Genomic DNA, 20,400 nt, shown 5'->3' with positions numbered 1-20,400 from the left:
ATGTGGCTGGATGTGTGGAATGACTATAGCAAAGGGAATAGGGAATAGGGAACAGGGAGTAAGGAATATGGCATCAAAAATTATCACAATTCCTACAGGGCTCCCGATACTGAGTGCTGATTACTGAGTGCTGAGTGCTGATACCTGATAGCTAAATAATTATTTGATAGCTAAATAATTATGACTGATGAAAATTAGTTATTTTATTTTTCCACTCTATAGATGTTCTATGATTACCCTCTTAAGTTCCATGGGATGCTCTCAAAGAGCCGCTACGGGATCACATTACTACCGTCTTAATTTCCATGGGATGCTCTTAAAGAGCCGCTACGGGAACCCAGGATTAGCCGGTGAAGTTCGATGGGATGCTCTCAAAGGGATGCTCTCAAAGAGCCGCTACGGGAACCCAGGATTACCCTGTCAAACCCCCATTAGCCTAACGCCTAAGCCTAATGGGTAATACCTAGCAGGTTAAGCTGAATGCTTACAATCAGTAATGATAGTTGCAGCTGCCGTGAGGTTTGAGATGAAGACAAGCAAAACCAAGAAGTATCTCCTTTACCTTTTCTGGCTCGGGCCACTACTGACCATGGCGGGAATCACTGTCAGGATTATGACTGAAAAATGGTCTCCAGACGCATTAGGATTACTGATTGCTGGTATTGTCATTAGTCTTGTGGGGCTAGTATTTTTAGCCCGGTTGGCCCCGAAATTTTGGCAAAGCCGTTCTACCCAAGTCGGAACCAATGCTATTATTTCTACGGTAGCTATGTTAGTGATTTTGGGGCTGATTAACTTTATAGGGGTGCGCTATACCCAACGCATCGATTTAACAGAAAATCAGTTATATACTCTGTCACCCCAGTCCCAGCAAGTGGTGCAAAATTTACGACAGCCCCTTAAGGTTTGGATCTTTAACCCACAACCTAATCCAGATGACCGAGAGTTGTTAGAGAACTTTCGTCGGTATGGGTCAAACTTTGAATTTCAGTTTGTTGACCCTCAGCTAAAACCAGCACTAGCTCAGAAATTTGGTGTTCAGTCTATCGGAGAGGTTTATCTACAATATAAAGACAAGCAACAATTATTGCAAGCTGTTAATGATACCCAACCTCTGTCAGAAGCTAGTCTTACTAGTGGTATCGAAACCTTGACTCGGGAAATTTCGCTTAGGGTTTACTTCCTGCAAGGTCACGGAGAAAAATCCTTAGCAGAAGTAGAAGGGGGATTATCTGAGGCAGTACGTGTTCTAGAGGATAAAAATTTTACGGTTCAACCCCTTAACCTAGCTGAACGCTCAGAGGTTCCAGCCGATGCATCAATCGTAGTTAGTGCAGGTCCGATGCGACCATTATTAGAAAAAGAAGTCAAAGGGTTACGTAACTATCTATCCAAGGGTGGTAGCTTACTATTGATGCTCGACCCTGATACTAATCCTAAATTGGATAGCTTTCTCAAAGACTGGGGAATTAAGCTAGACAGTAGGTTAGTGATTGACCCGTCTGCTCCAGAACGTTCCTTAGTGCTTGGTGCAGCAACTCCCATGGTGACCAGCTACGGGAATCATCCCATTACCAGGGAATTTGCCGACGGATTTTCCTTTTATCCTTGGGCGCGATCGCTCTTAATTACCCCAGTAGATGGTATCCAGGAGACTCCTCTGCTGATTACCAATGACAGAACTTGGGCTGAGAGCAATCCTAAACAGCAGCCACTGGAATTGAATCCAGAACGCGATCGCCCTGGTCCGTTAATCTTAGGTGTAGCATTAAGCCGCAAAGCCGAAGGGATTGATCAAGCTACTCCTAAAGAGGATGGTAATAAAAAGACCTCGTCAGCTCGTTTGGTAGTCTATGGTAACTCTAATTTTGCTACCAATGGTTGGTTTGATCAGCAATTAAATGGTGATGTTTTTCTCAACACCATTAGCTGGTTAAGCAAGCAAGATGATCAAGTCCTATCTATCCGCCCTAAAGAACAAAACAATCGACGGATTAACCTAACAGCAATCCAGGCTGAGTTACTGGGTTGGACTGCCCTGTTACTTATGCCCTTAGTTGGGTTTACCACAGCTGGGTTGGTGTGGTGGCAACGCCGTTAGCATTGGTAACTGATATAACTATAGGAAAGGGAGTAGGGAGTAGGGAGTAGGGAGTAGGGAGCGGTGCGACCCGTGGCGAATTGAATTACGGGTCAAGGGCACGCCCTGGGAATATGGGATCAAGAATTTTTAGAATTCCTACACGGATCCCTATCAACCTATCATAATCCTATAAACCTATGATAATTCTACAAGCTAGTCACCTATCTCTAGAAGATGTGCATCATACCTTTGGCTTTCAACGGCAATACAATAGTTCATTAACTTCCCGGTTATCCCTAGACACTATCACTGAATTTGAGCAACGGGAGTTGGAACAAATTCGGACTGATTTTGATAATTACTTGATCGCGGGTAAAGTATCTGAAGGACTGGTAAAAGCCCTAACTGTTTTTCCCTTACTGCGATTAGCTGGCTTCTATCGCTCTCCAATAAAGATTTCCTTGGAAGAAGGGATTTCTGATATTGATATTCAAGACCAGGATACCAAAATTACTGGTAGACTAGATATTCTAGCAATTAACAAAGCTCAACAGACAGTAGATAAAGTATCGTTTTGGGTCTTAGTTATCGAAACTAAAAACAGTAGTGCTGACGTATCCGTTGGGTTACCTCAATTACTGACCTATGCCTATAAGAGTTTAGACCATCAAGACTCAGTTTGGGGACTATCGACTAACGGATACATTTATCAGTTTATTTATATCCAAGCTGGCAATCCTCCGATTTATCAGTTGATGCCAGTATTAAACCTGATGGAATCGGAGTCATCGATTAAATTACTACAAGTTATTAAAGCTATAGCGCTTCTAGATTAACTCTCAACTTAAACGGCTATAGTTTTTAGTTAAACTGGGATTTTTTAGTCTGTTCAACCCAATTTTACTGCCGAAAGTAGGCAACAATTCCATAAACTGAACCTTCACCACCTCCTAGGGGTGCTGTTGAAACAAGTTCCCATTTCTCTTGAGCCATGTGGGTTAAGAAATTTACCCACAGTTGGTCCTTCCATTCAGGACGTTCTTCACCTTCTATACGAAGCCATTTAATTTCTTGAGTCCAGCCTCTTCCCTTCCAAGCATAAACTACGCTGCGATACTTTGTTGACATGACGTTTTAAAATTAAAATAGCATTTCCGAATGAATTAGAAAAAGCGATGCAGTGCCGCGCTGACTCAAGACAAGGGTGACCGTTATTGCCATTAGCCAAAATTCCTATCTATTTTCTTGCCTCTTGCCTCTTGCCTCTTGCCTCTTGCCAAGACCCAAGCGCGACTATGTTTGCTCTCCAAATCGAGTCAATAATTCTAGTCGAGACAATTGTAATAGTAGGGGGGTAAATTCTTCTGGAGAGAGTGCCATCAATGGCTCAATGATTGCCAGCAGTTCCTGGTCTAGTTCACCAAAACGGCTACGCAATAAGTAGGTGACCATACTACGACGTTCGTTTTGCCTACCTTGGACTAGTCCTTCTTGTTTGCCCTCGACTAGTCCTTCTTGTTTGCCCTCGACTAGTCCTTCTTGTTTACCTTGCACTATTCCTTCTTGTTTACCTTGCACTATTCCCTCTTGTCTGCCAAGCTCGGTAGCCAATTCCAGTCGTTGTTGATATATCTGAGATAATTGCATGATTAACTCCCGGTCATCTTCCTCAAGGTTTTGATTTTGTTTGATACGTGCCTCTAAGATGGCGAGCATGTCATATACTAATTCTAGGATATTGTCTTTGTGCTGACTCCCGTTCGGTAGGGATTTCAACTCTTCAATCGCTTGCTGTTGCACTCTACCTCTACCAAGAATTCTCAACCATAAGGTTTCCGGGGTCACTGGTAGTTGGTGAATCGCCACAATGGCCGTATACAAGGATTTCCCCAGAAAGTACATCCCCCTGGGATAATTAACTAGATCTGCTTGGAAATTGAAGCTTTCTAAAAACTCTTCGGAAGCGGTTGGGGAGAGAATCCATAAACGAGGCAGTTCTATCACCCTAACTTGGGCATTAGTTCGCTTAGCCTGACGGAAAACTTGACCATGAACCTGAATCAGTTTACCGATACAAGTGAGCACTTCAAATTTACTGACTGGGTTGCGGAACGGTTCAAATATGGCAGGAGTTGTGGCCAGTTTTCCGAGTAATCCCAGGCTTTGTCCATTGGTGGTTAGTGGCTGAGATGGCAAAAAGTAAACATCAATTTCTTGAACTTCCCCAGGCACTTTCCAGCTGGTTTCTACTTTCCCCAGGGGGTCGAGGAGTTCTTTAAGACATTGTTTGGCAAATTGGTCATGGACGTTTCTGGTCATGGAGCACTCTAAAGACTATAGGAAAGGGAGTAGGGAGTAGGGAGTAGGGAATAGGGAATAGGGAGTAGGGAGTAGGGAGTAGGGAGTAGGGAGTAGGAGAAAATTATCTGTAACTCATAATTATTATAGCTGATAATTAGTTATTTTTTTACTCAAAAAAACTGTATTCAGTTTTTAAAAACTGACCCTTAAAATTAATACTTATTTAGCATCATCCCAAAAACTCATCGGATTTCTTTCCTACTCTTCCCTATTCCCTGTTCCCTGTTCCCTATGATCTAGTATTTATAAATGTTCAACCGAAAATGATCTAAAATAGAGTGGGTGCATAAAGCCAGCTCGGATGAACCGTTCTATGTTCCAACCGCAGCTTGGTACAGAATAGGTAAAAAACTCTACCAATATAAAAATGACCGATTTACAAACGTTTTACCGAGCTACCAACCCCAGTAAAACCTTAGCGGTGGACAATGAAGAGGATCGCAAGTATTACATTGATTTCTCTTCAGTACGCGGTGGTCAGATTATTGAAAAACTTAGAAAAAAAATTGCTATCTTTTCACCTAATCAGCCTACTTGTGAACTGTTTACTGGGCATATTGGCTGCGGCAAGTCTACGGAGTTGCTCAGGTTAAAGCTGGATTTAGAACGGTCAGGATTTCATGTGGTTTACTTCGAGTCCGATCAAGACTTGGAAATGAGCGATGTTGATATTAGCGATATTTTACTGGCGATCGCCCGTCGAGTCAGTGAAAGTCTGGAAAGTGCTGGCATTAGCCTTCAACCAGGGTACTTTCAGAGGTTATTCGGTGAAGTCAAAGATATCTTAACAACACCGATAGAGCTATCGGATGTAAAATTCTCTGTATGCATTGCCACCATTACCAGTCAAGGGAAAGCTAGCCCTAAGCAGCGGGATAAGTTGAGAGGATATCTAGAGCCTCGAACAAATGGACTTATTGAGGCAATTAATCAAGAAGTGCTGGAGCCTGCTATCAAGAAATTGAAACAGACCGGCAAAAAGGGACTAGTAGTTATTGTTGATAATCTTGACCGAGTAGATTCTATTCAAAAGCCTTTTGGTCGTCTTCAGCCAGAATATTTGTTTGCGGATCGAGGGGCACAGTTGCGGGGACTGGGCTGTCACGTGGTTTACACTATTCCACTGTCACTGCGGTTTTCCAATGACTTTGGGATGGTGACTGAACGGTTTATGACGGACCCCAAAGTCCTGCCAATGGTACCTGTGCATTTACGCAACGGTAGTAAACATGAAGAAGGAATGGCACTGCTGCGACAGATGGTGCTAGCAAGAGCATTCCCAGATTTAGAGCCAAACCAGCGTCTGACTAAAATTACAGCAATTTTTGACAGTCCTGAAACCTTAGACCGTTTATGTGGTGCTAGTGGCGGTCATGTGCGGAATTTGCTTCGGTTTCTCCGTGAATGGATCATGGAGGAAGGAAAACTACCCCTTTCCCGCCATGTTCTAGAACGTATGATTAAGGCTCAGCGTCATAAACTTGTGTTAGCGATCACTGATGATGAGTGGGACTTACTGGGTAAAGTAGCTAAGGACAAGAAAGTGACTAGAGATGATGGATATCAAATTTTAATCCGCAGTCGCTTTGTTTATGAGTATTATGATCAAGATGAACCTTGGTTTGATGTTAATCCGATTTTGGCAGAAGCGAAAGAACTAGTTTGATGTTAGGGACTTGCGTGTAAAAAAAATACCAATTAAAGTCCGGTGGGCAAACTAATCCGGTGCATCTCATTTTTGCTGTTTGAACCGGTGGGTGGAACGGGCATCTTGCCTGTTACAATTTTCGGACGGACTATCCCAACGCTGGCTACGAAGCGAAAAATAAGGGCTCGCCCTTGGGTGGTGCGTTACGGGGCGGGCTGTCTCAACCAGGGTCTTGAGGTTGAACATGATAGCAAGCCCGCCCCTAACGCACCCTACGCACCTGTTCCCAGATCCGCTGTTCCCTTTGCTATATATGAGTATCTCCGATCGAGCCAAAGAGGTTGCTGCCTACAACGAGCGTGCGTTGCAAAGATTGGCTTGGGCAATTGAAGCTTCTCAGGGGCAATTTTCACTGATTTTTGCACACTGTAACTATACCTATGTACAGCAGCAAATGACTGAGGGGCTCCGAGAAACCTGTCCTGTTCAAATCCGCGAGGTTGTGCTGAAAAAGTCTGATAGCAGACTGTATAGAAAGATTCGGCAGGAATTAGGAAATCAGCAGCCAGGGGCTGTGATGGTCTTTGGCTTAGAGGCTGTTGATGATATTGATAGCTTGCTGGCTGCTACTAACCAAGTGCGGGAAGAGTTTCGGAAAAATTTCCATTTCCCCCTAGTGCTGTGGATTAATGATCAGGTTCAAACCAAATTGGTTCGGGTTGCTCCTGATTTGGAGAGTTGGGGCACAACTAGGGAGTTTCAAACCCCTCCTGATTCCTTATCTTATGAATTAATCTATACTCTCTCTCAAAAAGCTAAGGATATCTTGGCTACCTTTCCAGACTCTGATCCTGACAAATTTTTGTATGAGCTGAATCGGGGGATAGATGATCTATCAGAATTTGAGTCAGCTTGGCAAGATTTACACCATCATAACCAGGAAATAGAGCCAGAGTTAGACGCTAGTTTTTACTTCATGATAGGTCGCAATTACTATGCTAAAAAACAGTTTGAACAATCCTTACGTTACTTTCATAAAAGCTTAGGTATATGGCAAAAACTAACCTACTGGGATTGGCAAGGGATGGTTTTATTTCATATCGGCTTGTGTGCTTATGATGGAACAACTGAAGGAAAAAAATTATTTGAGCAATGTATTGATAGTTTAGCTCAGATATCTGATCAGGATTTAGCTAACCGATTTATTACTCAATTTGCCAGAGTCTTGCAACGCTTACAACGATGGCAAGACTTGGAAACCTTAGCCCAAAGGTCTCTAACACTCCATAGTGCCAATGGTAAGTCAATTGAGTTAGCGAAAGATTATGGTTTTCTAGCCGAGGTCGCTTTAGATAAATTAGCTTGGACTGAAGCTAAGGCATTAGCAGACCAAGCACTCTCCATCCTGAAAACTAGTTTGTCGGCTGAATCAACAGTCACTTCATCGGAGCAGAAAGCAAAATTAGATCGGATGCAATCTTTTGATAAAGCTTGGTATTTGCTCTTATTAGCAATAGCAGAGAAAGGTCTTTGTAAGTATCAAGACAGTATCAAGTATTTCGAAAGAGCTAAAGCAGCAACTAAACCCCATTATGCTCCAGAGCTTTATATTAGGATTTTGGCAAGCTGGCGAGAATTATACCTTGAAAAGGGTGACTATATAGCTGCTTTTAGAGTTAAACAAGAACGAATATCCATTGAGCAACAGTTTGGCTTGCGAGCCTTTATTGGTACAGGGAGATTAGAGCCAAAACGAAGGAGAACTAAGTCTCAACTTCCAGACCTTGAGCAGCCTGAAATGGTTGCAGACGAAATCATCGCTTCTGGCAGACAACGAGATATCAATAATTTGGTGGAAAGAATTGGCAATACTAATTGTAAATTAACTGTTATTCATGGACCATCTGGAGTTGGTAAAAGTTCCTTAATCTATGCAGGATTAGTTCCAATTCTCAAGCAAAGAGCTATTGGTCAACGAGATGTATTGCCAATTGCCATAGGAGTCTATACTGACTGGGTTAGGCAGTTGGGCGAGTTATTGGTTAATTCACTAAAAGCAAGAGGGCTTAGTCTTTCTGTTGAAGCAGATTCAGTAACTAGCATCTTGCAACAGTTGCAAGAAAATGGTGACCGAAACTTACTAACAGTTTTAATTTTTGATCAGTTTGAAGAATTATTTTCGGATCTCCCAGATAGAGTCGAACGTAATCTTTTATTGAGATTATTAAAAACAGCAATTGACGATATTCCTTATACTCAAGTTCTTTTGTCATTAAGGGAAGACTATCTACACTATCTATGAAAATTTCAACGTTCACACAAAATAGATACTATCAATTACATATTAAGCCAAGATATTCTTTATTATTTAGAAAATTTTTCTATAAAAGATAGTGTTAACTTTATAAAAAAACTAACAAATAAACCTCAGTTTTATTTAGAAACTGCTTTGATTAATAAACTTGTTAATGATTTAGCGGTAGAGCTGGGTGAAGTTCGTCCCATTGAGTTACAGATTGTGGGATTACAATTGCAAGAAGATAAAATTTATAAACTGGTTGAGTATGAAAAAATCGGTTCTAAACAGAAGCTATTGGAGCGATTTTTAGCTGGAGTTGTTAAAGACTGTGGTTATTGGAATGAAAGTGACGCCAGACTAGTTTTATACCTCCTAACAGATAAAAATAACACTCGACCACTCAAGTCTAGGGCAGAGTTAGGATCGGGTTTATTGGATCTAGGAGTAGGAGAGACAGAAAACCTAGATTTAATATTAGAGATCTTCGTAAACTCAGGATTGGTTTTACTTTTGCCAGAATTTTCGACTGCGCACTATCAATTAGTACACGACTATCTTGTTCCTATTATTCGTCAATCGACAGGAGCTTTAATAATCACTGAATTGGAACAGGAGAGACTAGCAAGAAAAGATGCGGAACGAAGTAAATTAAGACTAGAAGAGGCGTTTTTAAAAAGCCGATTTAGAGCATCAGTTGTCAAAAAAATGATTAGTATGGTAGTATTAATACTATTGACCGGACTACTATTTGCGAGACAAGTTAAAATACTAAAGACTCTTGCTCTTGCTCAATCCTCAGAAGCCCTATTTAACAGACATAGGGAGTCACTTGATCCACTCATATTAGCTTTAAAGGCAGGAACACAACTTAAGTCAGCAATCGCAGTAGGAACCAATACCCGCACTCAGACTTTAGCTGCATTACAGCAAGCCCTTTATGGAGTCAGAGAGCGCAATCGTTTGGAAGGTTATGACAGTTGGGTTAATAGCATCACTTTCAGTCCTGATGGTGAAATCCTTGCCACTAGCATTGCTGATAGTACGGTCAAACTTTGGAGGGGAGATGATGAAATACTAACCGTTCTCCCAGGGCATACAGATACAGTCAATAGCGTCAGTGTTAGTCCTGATGGTGAAATCCTTGCCACTGGCAGTGCTGATGGCACCGTCAAACTTTGGAGTATAGACGGTCAATTACGACACACCCTCCAGGGGCATGAAACTGAGGTTACAAGTATCGGTTTCAGCCGGGACGGTCAGGTGATTGTCAGTGGTAGTCGCGGCGGAATAGTAAGATTGTGGGACAAACAAGGCAACCGAATTGGGCAACCCTTTGCAATACAGAACGCTAGTATTACGAGTCTCAGTTTCAGTCCTGACGGTAAGGTGATTGCCAGTGGTAGTAGCAACGGAATAGTAAGATTGTGGGACAAACAAGGCAACCGAATTGGGCAAACCTTTAAGGGGCATAAAGCTGATGTTACAAGTATCAGTTTTAGCCCTGATGGTCAGACCCTTGCCACTGCTAGTCTGGATGGAGCTGTTAGACTTTGGAATCTTCAAGGAAAGGAAATTCTTACTTTCCAGAGTTCTGGTGCCACAATCAACAGCGTTAGCTTCAGTCTTGATGGTCAGACAATTGCCACTGGCAGTTTAGACGGAACTGTTGAAATATGGAGTCGGGACGGTCAGGAACTCCAAATCTTGCGGGGTCATAAGAGAGGGATTGCAATTATGAGCTTTAGTCCCGATGGCAAAATTTTAGCCACCGCCAGCAGAGACTTGACCGTCAGACTCTGGAGCGTTGAGGAGTATGATCTCAAAACCCAAACCCTATTTGGGCATAAGGCTGCGGTTGATAGCGTCAGCTTTAGTCCCGATGGTCGCACAATTGCCACTGCTAGCTTCGATGGAACTGTTAAGCTTTGGAGACGAGACGGTAGACTACTCATGACCTTGGTAGGACATCAAGGTGCAGTCACAAGTCTTAGTTTCAGCCCTAATGGGAAATCACTTGCCAGTGCTGGTTTGGATGGAAATGTTCGGCTCTGGGATTTGGTAACGGGTCAACTAATAGTAAGCTTGCGAAGTGGTAAGGAGTGGTTTAATAGTTTTAGTTTTAGCCCTGATGGAAAAACTCTTGCTGCTGCTAGTAAGGATGGAACCGTAAAACTCTGGAATTTAGAGACGGGAGAAGAAATGCGCACTCTCCAGGGGCATGAAGATGATGTTTACAGTGTCAAGTTCAGCCCTAATGGCAAAATCCTCGCTACTGCTAGTAAGGATGGAACCGTACAACTCTGGAATTTGAGAGGTGAAAAACCTAAAACTATCAAGGGGCATAGTGCTGCGGTGATTAGCCTCAGCTTTAGCTCTGACGGTCAGACCCTTGCCACTGCCAGTCTGGACAAAACTATTAAACTCTGGAATTTGCAAGGTCATGAACTGGCAACTCTCAAGGGACATAGTGGTCCAGTCAATAGCGTCAGTTTCAAACCCAACAGTATCACCATACTTGCCAGTGGTAGTAGTGACGGAACAGTTAAACTCTGGTATAGAGACGGTAAACTACTCCAAACCCTCCAGAGTAGTGGTGCTGCCATCAACAGTGTTAGCTTCAGCCCTGACGGCAAGACTCTTGCTACTGCTAGTCAGGATAAAACTGTAATCTTGTGGAATATCGATCTAGCTCTAAGTAGTCTAGATGAGCTACTGCGACGTGGTTGCGATTGGGCTGGGGATTATCTAAGGTATAACCGGAATGTCAGTGAACGCGATCGCACTCTTTGTGAAGGCATCAACTAAAAAGCGATTGACCTTGGCCAAAAGGCCACGCTACGCGAATGGTCACGCTTCGCGAACGCACTGGTACCAGTGTGATTAATCCTAAAAAGCGATCGCATAAACCTCTGAGCCTCGTGGACGAACCTCTGAACCTCGTGAACGAACCTCTGAGCCTCGTGAACGAACCTCTGAGCCTCGTGAACGAACCTCTGAGCCTCGTGAACGAACCTCTGAGCCTCGTGAACGAACCTCTGAGCCTCGTGAACGAACCTCTGAGCCTCATGGTCGAGAAAATGCGATCGCGTTTGGCCTTTTGGCCAAACGTGATCGCACTCCCCTCCCCCGACACTTCTATTTCCCTACAAAAGCCCCAAACTCTGATTAGACCTAAAACCAGGAAAGATTTGGGCTAAATTCGAGTCTCCAATCTCCATATGTTCCCTGAGCACAGGCATCAGCACCTCACGAAAATCCGTAGTAACTGCTAAGTCCCGTTTTTCATACAACTGGGATTCCGCTAAACCGGGCCATTCTCCATAGACCTTACCACCGCGAACGCCTCCACCCAAGACCCACATCACATTGCCGTGTCCATGGTCAGTACCCTTGTTACCATTCTCTGCCAGGGTACGACCAAATTCTGACATCACCACAATCACAGTATCCGCATAAATCGGTTCTAAGGCTTTGACTAGAGTAGCCAACCCTTGTCCAATAGGCTTAAGTTTTCGAGCCAGCTGTCCTTGACTACCGCCCTGGTTAACATGGGTATCCCAGCCACCTAAGGCCAAAAATGCCAGTTGGGTCTTAGCATCCCCCACCATCAGCTTGGCTAATTTGCGGCTATCACCAACAAATTTAGAGGAAGGTGGTGCTCCCCGGTTAGCTGCCATCATTTCTTCCTTTAGCTCAGCCAGCAGTATCTTCCGTGCCTCACTTCCTTCCTGATAAGCCCGATTAATCGCATCATTACCACGATAGAGTTGATCAAACGCAGCATCAATTTGGGGACGGTCTACAGGCAGCTTGTGATTATAATTTCTCCCCATCGGTAAATTAGCCACTGGCATCTGACCGGATAGAATCCGTGGGGTTGTTGTGCCCATATTCACCGCTTGAGTTGGTATTTCCTTGGGAATCGTCCCTAATAGTCGATTCATCCAGCCATCATCTGTACTCTTAATGCCTGGGGTGCCACTTTCCATGTAATCCTGAGCATCGAAATGGGAGCGAGTGGAGTCTGGTGAACCACTGGCGTGAACAAAGGCTAAACTTTTCTGTTTCCAAAGAGGCATCAGATCAGCTAGAGCTGGATGTAAGCCAAAGTAACCATCTAAATCCAAGACTCCCCCTTTTTCCCCGGTGCGAGGAATCGCAATTCTCGGTCGCGCTTGGTAGTAATCAGCCTCTTGGTATGGCACAACTACATTCAGTCCATCTATCCCACCCCGCAGGAAAATAACAATCAGTCGCTTACGGTGATTAGTAGTTGCTGTATTTGCTAATCCTCTGGCTACCCAACTGCCCATAGAGATAAGTCCCCCAGCAGTTAGAAGGCTAGCTTGTTGTAATAATTTCCGTCTTTTCATTTGTTGTGTTTATAGCATAGGGAACAGGGAGCAGGGAGTAGGGAACAGGGAATAGGGAATAGGGAACAGCGGATCTGGGAACAGGGAATAGAGAACAGGGAATAGGGAGCAGGTAATAGGATAAAAATACTGTGGTTATCATAGCTATGAAAACCGCTATAAATTTATTTTATAACAATCGCCAATTTTGAATTAAAAATTGATTTAAAATTAAAATTTTTAAATGGCAATTTACAACTAAAAAATCATAATTTATCAGTCATAATTTATCAGTCATCCTTCAAAAAGGATAGCGTTTCTCAGACTTATGAGGTGTATATCGTTTTTGTAGCTAGTAAGGTACAATTTTTAGGGAGTATTGAGCAGTAATTTAACATTAAAGTCATAATAGGGAAGAGGTAAAATTTTTTTGTACCTGATTAGACTAAAAACCGCTATATTGTTTCTTTTGCCTTTTGCCTTTTGCCTTTTGCCTTTTGCCTTTTGCCTTTTGCCTACTCCCTACTCCCTACTCCCTACTCCCTACTCCCTGTTCCCTGTTCCCTGTTCCCTGTTCCCTAAGATACTACCGATACATCATTTCTGGACTCCCCAAAATCAAGGCGGATTGTAGCTTAGCTGGACTACGGTCGATCACTTCTTTGGTTTGGTCAGAAAAGTGATCGGCTAGGGTTTTCCTGAGTTGGACAGCATCCACAGGTTTACGCTTTTCTTTAGGTTGACGCTGCTCGAAATTACCATTGGCTAATGCGGTGGCAAAGCTGACCCGGCGAATCATCCCATCTGGACTGAGCCAAGCCTTCTCAGTGTTTTTGTAACCATTGGGAGTTGGACAGCCGTAGATGGGCATTCCTAGCTGACGGATAATACCAGAGAGGGTTTTCCATTTGGGCTTTTTACTGCCTGTAGCTCGCACTGCTGAGATGATGTAGTGATAGGGGGATTTAAATTTACGGTTGTAATACTGAGTGTCCCAAAATTCAGGGCTTTGAAATAGGGTTTCGAGAACCTTACGAATATCCCCATCGGTATTCAAAAAGCGTTGGGCTAGAGTGTCTACTAGCTTTGCTGGTGGCTGATCAGCTACAAAGTACTGGGCTAATTTATAGCTAATGTAATGGGCGGTGGAGGGATGACGAGCTAGGAGGTCTAGGGCTTGCTCTCCCTCTAGGCTGCCGCTACCTGGAATCGATTGACCCAGGAAAACTTTATCACTGTAATCATGGCGCTTAGGGTGGAAATAAAATCCCTGACCGTCACCGTACTTACCTTCACGGTCAGTAGTCCAGCCAGTCAAGATCCGCGCTAAGGTAATTACATCCTCTTGGGTGTAGCCACCATCTACTCCTAGGGTGTGGAGTTCCATCAGTTCCCGAGCATAGTTTTCATTCAGACCTTTGTATCGACCACGAGCTCCTGGACTTCCTGGTGCAGTGTTTTGGTGGTTGTCTAAATAGACGAGCATGGCGGGATGGTGAGCTGTAGCACCTAACAAATCCCGAAAACGACCAAGGGCATGGGGTCTAATGGCATCTTGTTCAAAGGAACTAACCCAGATCCGATTCAATCCCTTGCTATCAAAAACATTGAAGTGGTTGAACCAGAAGTCTACCATTACTTCCTGAAGCTGTTGAGGGCTAGCGATCGCTCTGATTAAACGGGCTTCTAATCCCTGCTGCCTAGGTATTTGCGATCGCTTTTGAGCCTGCTTCCGTTGTTGCTGAGTCAGCTGCCGTTTCTTTTTACCTTGTGGTGGTGCATAGCCTTTCCATAGCTCCACTGGATTAAGTTCCAGGGTATCCAAATTCTTGAGTTGTTTCCTCAGTTGTGGCGGTTCAGGAATAGATTTTGGGGAAAGCTGGGACTGAATATAAGCATCAACTCCCATGGATTTCACCCGTTCGATGTCCCCAGGGCGAGGGCCAAAACTAACGCGATTGAGGACATGCAATACTTTCGGGTCAGTGGATAAACTGGCAGCGTGCCAAGGCTTGGGTAGTGCCCAGAGGAGGATGACTGCCAAGATTAGCCCTAAGAGCCAGTAGACAGGCTTAAGGTTCAATTTTCCCAGATACATTGGATTAGTTGATTACTTCCTCAACAGGGAACAGACAATAGGGAATAGGGAATAGGGAACAGAGATTTTATCTATCTCAGTAGGTAAGTCCTTTTTTCATACTAATGGTATCCGCTAGATAGTGGACAGGGCTAGACAACTACCTCTCAGTAGATGACCAGTGAATCAGCGACCTTAGGCGTAGCGATAGGGAAATGCGATTGACCTTGGCCAAAAGGCCACGCTACGCGAATGGTCACGCTACGCGAACCCATGGTGCAGCAGTAGCAAAGTCTGGCAACGATCATGCCATTAAAAACTACAGATCTAGCCATTCTTATAGGTATGAGAATTGCTATAATTTGGTTTACCTAGTTTTTTTAGTTACGATGTATACCAAAATAGATGAGCTTACCCTCCTGTTTTATCGGAGTCATTGATAACTTTATACTTTTAAATTTTTGGCTACTCCTCCTAAATAGTTAAATTTTATTTTTTATCATTCCCTTAGAGGATGTCTGAAAAGTCAAAATAATAGCGATCGCCTCCTCCCACGGGCAAAGCTATATCGCCAAAGTTTGAGGCTTCACAGACTGCTAAAAGAAAAAACTCTCGTCAAGATAAGCTGTCAATAGCGATTTTCGACAGATAACGAGAGTAAAGTTAATGAATCAATCATATCGTACTGATTTAACCGATGAACAATGGCAATTGCTCGAAAAACTAATTCCACCAGCGAAACCAGGAGGTCGTCCAAGAAGCGTAGATATGCGCTCGGTAGTGAATGCCATCTTTTATGTCTTGGTAGCAGGATGTGCTTGGTCATTGTTACCTCACGATTTTCCCAAAGGTCAGACAGTTTATCATTACTTTCGGCAATGGCGTATCAATGGTGATTGGGAACGAATTCACGAACAGTTGCGAAAATGGGTACGGGTGTTCGCGAAGCGTGGCCTACGGCCAATCGAAGACCACCAACAAGCGTCCGAGTGCAGCAGTTTTAGATAGCCAATCAGTAGAAACAGCAACGATGATTCATCTGGAAGTAGGCTATGATGGCGCTAAACAGGTTAAAGGTCGTAAGCGTCATATTGTGGTGGATACCCTGGGGCTATTAATGGTTGTAGCCGTCACCGCAGCTTCTTTACCAGAGCGAGAAGGAGCCAAATTATTGTTCGACCAACTCAATGCAGCACCAGAGCGATTTCACCGTTTAATTAAAATTTGGGTTGATGGTGGTTATCGAGGTGAAAGCTTGATGAGGTGGGTTATGGATGTCTATGGTTGGATTTTAGAAACTGTTATGCGCTCAGATACTGTCAAAGGTTTTGAGGTCTTACCAAGACGTTGGGTTGTGGAACGGACTTTCGGATGGTTCAACTGGTGTCGTCGTCGAGCGCAAAGATTATGAAGTTCTACCAGCAACTTCTGAAACCATGATTCGAGTTGCCATGATTCGGATTATGCTTAGACGTTTAGCGTAGTCAATCACTTTTCAGACATCCTCTTAGCCGCCATGATATCTTTCCTATTCGGTATCTCTCAATACAATCCGTGTTCTGTATCCAGGGTAAGGGGAATAATTCCCCTTACCCTGGTGGATTAACTATTATATTTTATTGTTGCTTTAATACTTTTTTTTAACTAAACTTAATTTTTTTTTTATCTAATATTAGGGCGTGTCATCAATCAATATGTTTGACAGAAGTAGCTTGATAGGATATTCGTGTAAATCCTGCAATCACAATAGGTGGGCATAAATGATTATGAAACGTTATGGCTGGCGAGATGACCAGTGGGAAAGGCTCGAGCACCTCTTACCTGGTAAAGAGGGCGACCCTGGTGCTACGGCCATTGACAATCGATTATTTGTTGAAGCCGTTTTATATCGCTATCGTGCCGGAATTCCCTGGCGGGATTTACCGGAGCGTTTTGGGGATTTTCGCGTCATTCATACCCGGCATACCCGTTGGTCTGAAAAAGGCGTTTGGAAGAAGGTTTTCGATGTTTTAGCCGAAGAGGCTGACAACGAATATGCCGCCATTGATGCAACCATTGTGCGTGCCCATCAACGAGTGCGCTGGTGCGAAAAAAAAACCTGATGATACCTGCATTACCCAAGCCATAGGCCTAAGCATTGGGGCACTATCAACCAAGATTCATGCTACAAGCGATGCCTTGGGCAATCCCACAGGATTTCATCTAACTCCAGGCCTTGCCCACGATTTACAAGGCGCTGACGTCTTGTTGGATTCCATTGATGAGATTGGTGCGCTACTTGCTGATAAAGCCTATGATGCAGAACAACGTGTGCGCTTAGCGCCTCAAAGAGGCCAATTGCAAGGCTGTCATTCCTCCCAAAAGCAACCGCACTCAACGCACGGGAATACGATAAAGACATGTACAAGTGGCGGCAACAATCACGAAAATCTCTTCCAAAAACTCAAGCAATACAGGGCAATTGCGACACGGTACGATAAAACAGCTCGCAATTTCTTAGGTGCGATCCACCTCGCTGCTGCCATCATCTGGCTTAATTGATGACACACCCTAGATAACTTTATGATAATATTTATTCTATTAGGGGGCGGCATGGAAGCTAAAATCCTTACTAAGTAATAATTTCAGCCGATCAGTCACAAAAATATATATGGTGTTTTCGGCTGACATTGAATGTAGTTATCAGGGTTTGAACTTCCAGAACATGAATCGAGGGTCAATTTCCGAGTGTATCTTGCCTGAGGTCATTGGCATCAAAACTTCACAGAGTAAGCTTTTCAGTGCTCATGTCACCCCTAGAATTAATTTAGAGTAGTTTAGTCTGCAAAAAAATCTCTATGGTTGTTGCCAATCAAGACTTGACAGAAAAATCTTCTAATCAAACTCCAGAACCTCAAGTGTTTCAACTCAAAACTAAACTTTTGAGCAAAGGACGGAGTGACTATACCCTCGCCAAAACTGATTTAATGAGCGTCAGAATTAAATGTTATGCTCAAGGGGGTGAAAATGTTTTACACAGTCATCCCGGAGAGGATCATACTTTTATCGTTTTAGCAGGACAAGCTAAGTTTTTTGGAAAAGATGGTGAAGTTGGAACTTTCAGCAGGAATCAAGGTATATTACTTCCCAGGGGTACTTTTTACAAGTTTCAAAGTTGTGGAGATGAACCTCTAGTCTTGTTGAGAGTAGGCGCAGAAAAAGATAAACTACCAGTTAATCGTATTGGTGTTGAGGGTGAATCTCTACCAGGAAAATCAAAGGCAAACAAACATGAAGACGGGGTGCCAATAGAAGGGCTATATTATGAATAGTTAGTGATTGAAATAGCCACAAAAATCTAAGTACTGTTATAAGTACTGTTGATTAATTATTGTTGGTAATTATTTCTCTAGAACCTACTAAAATTTACATTTCCTTAAGGTTCTAGAGAAATTTATTTAGTTGGGAGTATTTAGTTGAGAGTGATAAATCTAAAATCAAAAACTAAGCATTAGAAAACTATAAGTTACCCTAATTACCTGTACAAAATGAGATCATTTAGTGAAGGCATAAAATGTGGAAGAGGGAAACTGGAGCTTATAATTATAAAAAAGTTAACAGTTATCAGATTTTTTTCAGTTAACACTCAAAGACCTTATGAATGATTCAAAATGGTAAACTATAACGTGAAATGGGTACAAATATAGTTAGTTGGTTACAGGTGAGATCAAAGTTGCAATCGCTTTTAGCGTGGCCTACGGCCAATCGCGAAGTTAAACAGATGATCATAGCACAAACTTAATCTAATAAAGCTATTATTGATTGTTAATTTTTAATTAAAAAAATATGTCCTATTTGTGGTTAACATTAGCAAGTATTATCGGATGGTTTGTCAGTACCCTAGCGGGTGGAGGTAGTTCATTTCTTTTAATGCCAATAGTTGGTTTCTTTTTAGGAACTTTAGCGATCCCACCAACTATTACAACTGGAGCAATTATTGGTAATGCCCAACGTGCTGTTGCTTATCGACAAAAAATTAACTGGACAGTAATTTGTTGGGAGCTACCTGGTGCTATCATTGGCGCTTGCTTAGGGGCTTTTTTGTTAACGCAAATTCCCGTGAGATGGCTGAGTTTTTTAGTAGGATTATTTCTAGTTATCTCTGGGATAAATTTAATTTTTAAAAATAAAAATCAATCGTTTAGTGTTCGTGCATGGTATTTTCTACCAGCAGGTTTTGTTTATTCCTTTTTGTCAGGTATTATTGGCAGTATGGGACCATTACTTGCACCTTTTTACCTTAATTATGGTTTGCAAAAAGAGGAATTATTGGCGACTCAAGCAGTTAACCGGATGGTGGTTCATATTGTTAAATTGATCGCTTATGCAATTTTTGGTACTTTAACTTTGAATTATCTGGGATATGGAATAATAATTGGAATAGCTGCTTTTCCTGGTAATTTTATAGGGAATTTAGTTTTAGAAAAAATGAGTCCCCAATTATTCCGTAATCTAGTAATTGCTTTTGTAATTTTTAGTGGTATTTTTCTTCTCTGGGAACAAAGGCAGTTGTTAATGATTTGGTAGGTTTAAGCTGTTTAGTATTTAAACCATATACCTTAATTCTGGGAAAGGTAATATTGCCGAAAAAGTTCAACTTTCCCAGATACATTAGATTATCACAGTTATCAATTGGGTGACCTAAAAATTCCAGGCTTGTGCGGGAGTAGGGAGTAGGGAGTAGGAGGAAGAGTTTTAGTAATATTGGTTTCACCGCACGAGGAGCGGGGAGTGAAAAAAAATCCTGTGCACCTCACTCGTGATCAGAATTGCAGTTGATTAGTTCCTAAACACTGAGGGATATGGCCACTGGATGATAAGCCACAATTGCCGTTGGCAGTACCTTTGGTAGACTGGTTTGGATACAACTGCTGACCTTCATCATTTTTTTGATACTAATGCGATCCCATTTGCGATTGACCTTGGCCAAAAGGCCACGCTACGCGAATGGTCACGCGGGGCGCGTTCGCATGGTGCAGCAGCAGCAAAGTCTGGCAACGATCATGCCCTACCCATCACTAGATGCTCAGCCGTTGCTCAGGCAGAAGATACCGGAAGTGGGGTACTTTACCTAACTGTGTTTTCCCTTCAAGCATTAGAATATTAAGAATTGTGTCTAAGTCTTGCTAGAGATTAGTCAAGAACGGATGCAAGACATCAGCAATTCTATATATTCAAGTCCAAAACAGAAACAAAATGGCAAAACATACTAAGGCTTTCATGTCCAAAACCGTAAAGAAGAATGAGCCTACTGGGGTCAAGTACATGACCAAAAACCAGATGGAGTACTATATGGGGGCCAAGCTTATAGAAATTGGGGTTGAGCCGAAATCAGCTATTTATCGATGGTCAGTAGAATCCAAAGAAAACGATAACGAGGAAGTTTGGACTTACGCTGCCTACTGGGGAGATTCCAAAGAGCAACTGTTGCAAGAGGAGCAGGCATCAAAAGACAACTGATATTCCATTTCCCAGGGAAAGGCAAGAGCCAAGAGTGTGGGGAGAGGGGGGATTCCTCTTGCCTACTCCCTACTCCCTACT

At 42.8% G+C, this 20,400-nt stretch carries 18 protein-coding genes and 1 pseudogene; 14 read left to right on the top strand and 5 right to left on the bottom strand.

Annotation, left to right across the window (positions count from 1 at the left end):
• The first annotated feature begins 496 nt into the window (after positions 1 to 496).
• Together BJP37_RS11980 and BJP37_RS11975 are read left to right on the top strand one after the other, a co-directional pair.
• Positions 497 to 2,101 carry a GldG family protein gene (locus BJP37_RS11980; protein WP_198954013.1) on the top strand — a complete coding sequence of 535 codons (1,605 nt, stop codon included), beginning with the start codon at positions 497 to 499 and terminating at the stop codon, positions 2,099 to 2,101.
• Positions 2,102 to 2,280: 179 nt separating this feature from the next.
• Positions 2,281 to 2,919, top strand: coding sequence for a restriction endonuclease subunit R (locus BJP37_RS11975; protein WP_075899025.1), 639 nt, complete (start codon positions 2,281 to 2,283; stop codon positions 2,917 to 2,919).
• A 64-nt stretch (positions 2,920 to 2,983) separates the two neighbouring features.
• On the opposite strand, the gene BJP37_RS11970 is transcribed toward BJP37_RS11975, so the two are convergent.
• Together BJP37_RS11970 and BJP37_RS11965 are read right to left on the bottom strand one after the other, a co-directional pair.
• Positions 2,984 to 3,211, bottom strand: coding sequence for a hypothetical protein (locus BJP37_RS11970; RefSeq protein WP_070392656.1), 228 nt, complete (start codon positions 3,209 to 3,211; stop codon positions 2,984 to 2,986).
• A gap of 165 nt (positions 3,212 to 3,376) precedes the next feature.
• Complete coding sequence (locus BJP37_RS11965; protein WP_075899023.1) at positions 3,377 to 4,402, bottom strand: FliH/SctL family protein; 1,026 nt, start codon at positions 4,400 to 4,402, stop codon at positions 3,377 to 3,379.
• A 409-nt stretch (positions 4,403 to 4,811) separates the two neighbouring features.
• Between BJP37_RS11965 and BJP37_RS11960 the strand changes: the two genes are divergently transcribed.
• The 4 genes from BJP37_RS11960 (at position 4,812) to BJP37_RS34355 (ending at position 11,588) form a co-directional block, all read left to right on the top strand.
• Positions 4,812 to 6,110 (top strand): P-loop NTPase fold protein, encoded by a 1,299-nt coding sequence (locus tag BJP37_RS11960; RefSeq protein ID WP_075899021.1) that lies wholly within the window; start codon positions 4,812 to 4,814, stop codon positions 6,108 to 6,110.
• 295 nt (positions 6,111 to 6,405) lie between these two features.
• Entirely contained in the window at positions 6,406 to 8,394 is a 1,989-nt protein-coding gene (locus BJP37_RS34365) for an ATP-binding protein (RefSeq protein WP_081431150.1), read from the top strand.
• 147 nt (positions 8,395 to 8,541) lie between these two features.
• A complete protein-coding gene (locus BJP37_RS34360; RefSeq protein ID WP_081431149.1) occupies positions 8,542 to 11,196 on the top strand; it encodes a WD40 repeat domain-containing protein in 2,655 nt (884 codons plus the stop codon).
• Between the two features lie 38 nt (positions 11,197 to 11,234).
• A complete protein-coding gene (locus tag BJP37_RS34355; RefSeq protein ID WP_143727578.1) occupies positions 11,235 to 11,588 on the top strand; it encodes a hypothetical protein in 354 nt (117 codons plus the stop codon).
• Here the strand turns inward: BJP37_RS34355 and BJP37_RS11950 are convergent.
• From BJP37_RS11950 to BJP37_RS11940, 3 genes are all read right to left on the bottom strand, one after another.
• Positions 11,535 to 12,764, bottom strand: a complete 1,230-nt coding sequence (locus BJP37_RS11950) for a DUF1501 domain-containing protein (protein WP_075899019.1) — start codon at positions 12,762 to 12,764, stop codon at positions 11,535 to 11,537. The genes BJP37_RS34355 and BJP37_RS11950 overlap by 54 nt on opposite strands.
• Positions 12,733 to 12,906 carry a hypothetical protein gene (locus BJP37_RS39035; protein ID WP_158069545.1) on the bottom strand — a complete coding sequence of 58 codons (174 nt, stop codon included), beginning with the start codon at positions 12,904 to 12,906 and terminating at the stop codon, positions 12,733 to 12,735. The genes BJP37_RS11950 and BJP37_RS39035 overlap by 32 nt, the downstream gene beginning before the upstream one ends.
• 423 nt (positions 12,907 to 13,329) lie before the next feature.
• Complete coding sequence (locus BJP37_RS11940) at positions 13,330 to 14,841, bottom strand: DUF1800 domain-containing protein (protein ID WP_143727576.1); 1,512 nt, start codon at positions 14,839 to 14,841, stop codon at positions 13,330 to 13,332.
• Positions 14,842 to 15,035: 194 nt separating this feature from the next.
• On the opposite strand from BJP37_RS11940, the gene BJP37_RS36300 reads away from it, so the two are divergent.
• The 8 genes and pseudogenes from BJP37_RS36300 to BJP37_RS11905 all read left to right on the top strand — a co-directional run bounded on the left by BJP37_RS36300 (position 15,036) and on the right by BJP37_RS11905 (position 20,319).
• Positions 15,036 to 15,260 (top strand): hypothetical protein, encoded by a 225-nt coding sequence (locus tag BJP37_RS36300; protein WP_143727575.1) that lies wholly within the window; start codon positions 15,036 to 15,038, stop codon positions 15,258 to 15,260.
• A gap of 226 nt (positions 15,261 to 15,486) precedes the next feature.
• Positions 15,487 to 16,304: pseudogene (locus BJP37_RS11935) on the top strand (IS5 family transposase).
• A gap of 276 nt (positions 16,305 to 16,580) precedes the next feature.
• Entirely contained in the window at positions 16,581 to 16,922 is a 342-nt protein-coding gene (locus BJP37_RS44960; RefSeq protein ID WP_438941497.1) for an IS5 family transposase, read from the top strand.
• Positions 16,882 to 17,361, top strand: a complete 480-nt coding sequence (locus BJP37_RS44955; RefSeq protein ID WP_075899017.1) for a transposase — start codon at positions 16,882 to 16,884, stop codon at positions 17,359 to 17,361. Before BJP37_RS44960 ends, BJP37_RS44955 begins: the two co-directional genes overlap by 41 nt.
• A gap of 296 nt (positions 17,362 to 17,657) precedes the next feature.
• Positions 17,658 to 18,131, top strand: coding sequence for a cupin domain-containing protein (locus tag BJP37_RS11920; protein WP_075899015.1), 474 nt, complete (start codon positions 17,658 to 17,660; stop codon positions 18,129 to 18,131).
• Positions 18,132 to 18,645: 514 nt separating this feature from the next.
• A complete protein-coding gene (locus tag BJP37_RS11915; RefSeq protein WP_075899013.1) occupies positions 18,646 to 19,386 on the top strand; it encodes a sulfite exporter TauE/SafE family protein in 741 nt (246 codons plus the stop codon).
• Between the two features lie 331 nt (positions 19,387 to 19,717).
• On the top strand, positions 19,718 to 19,966 hold the full coding sequence (locus BJP37_RS11910; RefSeq protein WP_075899011.1) for a hypothetical protein: 249 nt from the start codon (positions 19,718 to 19,720) through the stop codon (positions 19,964 to 19,966).
• 89 nt (positions 19,967 to 20,055) lie between these two features.
• A complete protein-coding gene (locus tag BJP37_RS11905; RefSeq protein ID WP_075899009.1) occupies positions 20,056 to 20,319 on the top strand; it encodes a hypothetical protein in 264 nt (87 codons plus the stop codon).
• The last annotated feature ends 81 nt before the right edge of the window (positions 20,320 to 20,400 follow it).

Source organism: Moorena bouillonii PNG, from assembly GCF_001942495.1.
GTDB lineage: Bacteria > Cyanobacteriota > Cyanobacteriia > Cyanobacteriales > Coleofasciculaceae > Moorena > Moorena bouillonii.
The sequence above is the reverse complement of the archived record's forward strand: the minus strand, read 5'-3'. Positions and strand labels throughout refer to the sequence as shown.

Bases quoted from the DNA above. Each gene is read 5' to 3' on its own strand.
- BJP37_RS11905 (WP_075899009.1), top strand. From the start codon at position 20,056: ATGGCAAAACATACTAAGGCTTTCATGTCCAAAACCGTAAAGAAGAAT.
- BJP37_RS11920 (WP_075899015.1), top strand. From the start codon at position 17,658: ATGGTTGTTGCCAATCAAGACTTGACAGAAAAATCTTCTAATCAAACT.
- BJP37_RS11980 (WP_198954013.1), top strand. From the start codon at position 497: ATGATAGTTGCAGCTGCCGTGAGGTTTGAGATGAAGACAAGCAAAACC.
- BJP37_RS36300 (WP_143727575.1), top strand. From the start codon at position 15,036: ATGCGATTGACCTTGGCCAAAAGGCCACGCTACGCGAATGGTCACGCT.
- BJP37_RS11915 (WP_075899013.1), top strand. From the start codon at position 18,646: ATGTCCTATTTGTGGTTAACATTAGCAAGTATTATCGGATGGTTTGTC.
- BJP37_RS11965 (WP_075899023.1), bottom strand. From the start codon at position 4,402: ATGACCAGAAACGTCCATGACCAATTTGCCAAACAATGTCTTAAAGAA.
- BJP37_RS34355 (WP_143727578.1), top strand. From the start codon at position 11,235: ATGGTCACGCTTCGCGAACGCACTGGTACCAGTGTGATTAATCCTAAA.
- BJP37_RS44960 (WP_438941497.1), top strand. From the start codon at position 16,581: ATGATTATGAAACGTTATGGCTGGCGAGATGACCAGTGGGAAAGGCTC.
- BJP37_RS11940 (WP_143727576.1), bottom strand. From the start codon at position 14,841: ATGTATCTGGGAAAATTGAACCTTAAGCCTGTCTACTGGCTCTTAGGG.
- BJP37_RS11975 (WP_075899025.1), top strand. From the start codon at position 2,281: ATGATAATTCTACAAGCTAGTCACCTATCTCTAGAAGATGTGCATCAT.
- BJP37_RS39035 (WP_158069545.1), bottom strand. From the start codon at position 12,906: ATGATAACCACAGTATTTTTATCCTATTACCTGCTCCCTATTCCCTGT.
- BJP37_RS11970 (WP_070392656.1), bottom strand. From the start codon at position 3,211: ATGTCAACAAAGTATCGCAGCGTAGTTTATGCTTGGAAGGGAAGAGGC.
- BJP37_RS34365 (WP_081431150.1), top strand. From the start codon at position 6,406: ATGAGTATCTCCGATCGAGCCAAAGAGGTTGCTGCCTACAACGAGCGT.
- BJP37_RS11960 (WP_075899021.1), top strand. From the start codon at position 4,812: ATGACCGATTTACAAACGTTTTACCGAGCTACCAACCCCAGTAAAACC.
- BJP37_RS11950 (WP_075899019.1), bottom strand. From the start codon at position 12,764: ATGAAAAGACGGAAATTATTACAACAAGCTAGCCTTCTAACTGCTGGG.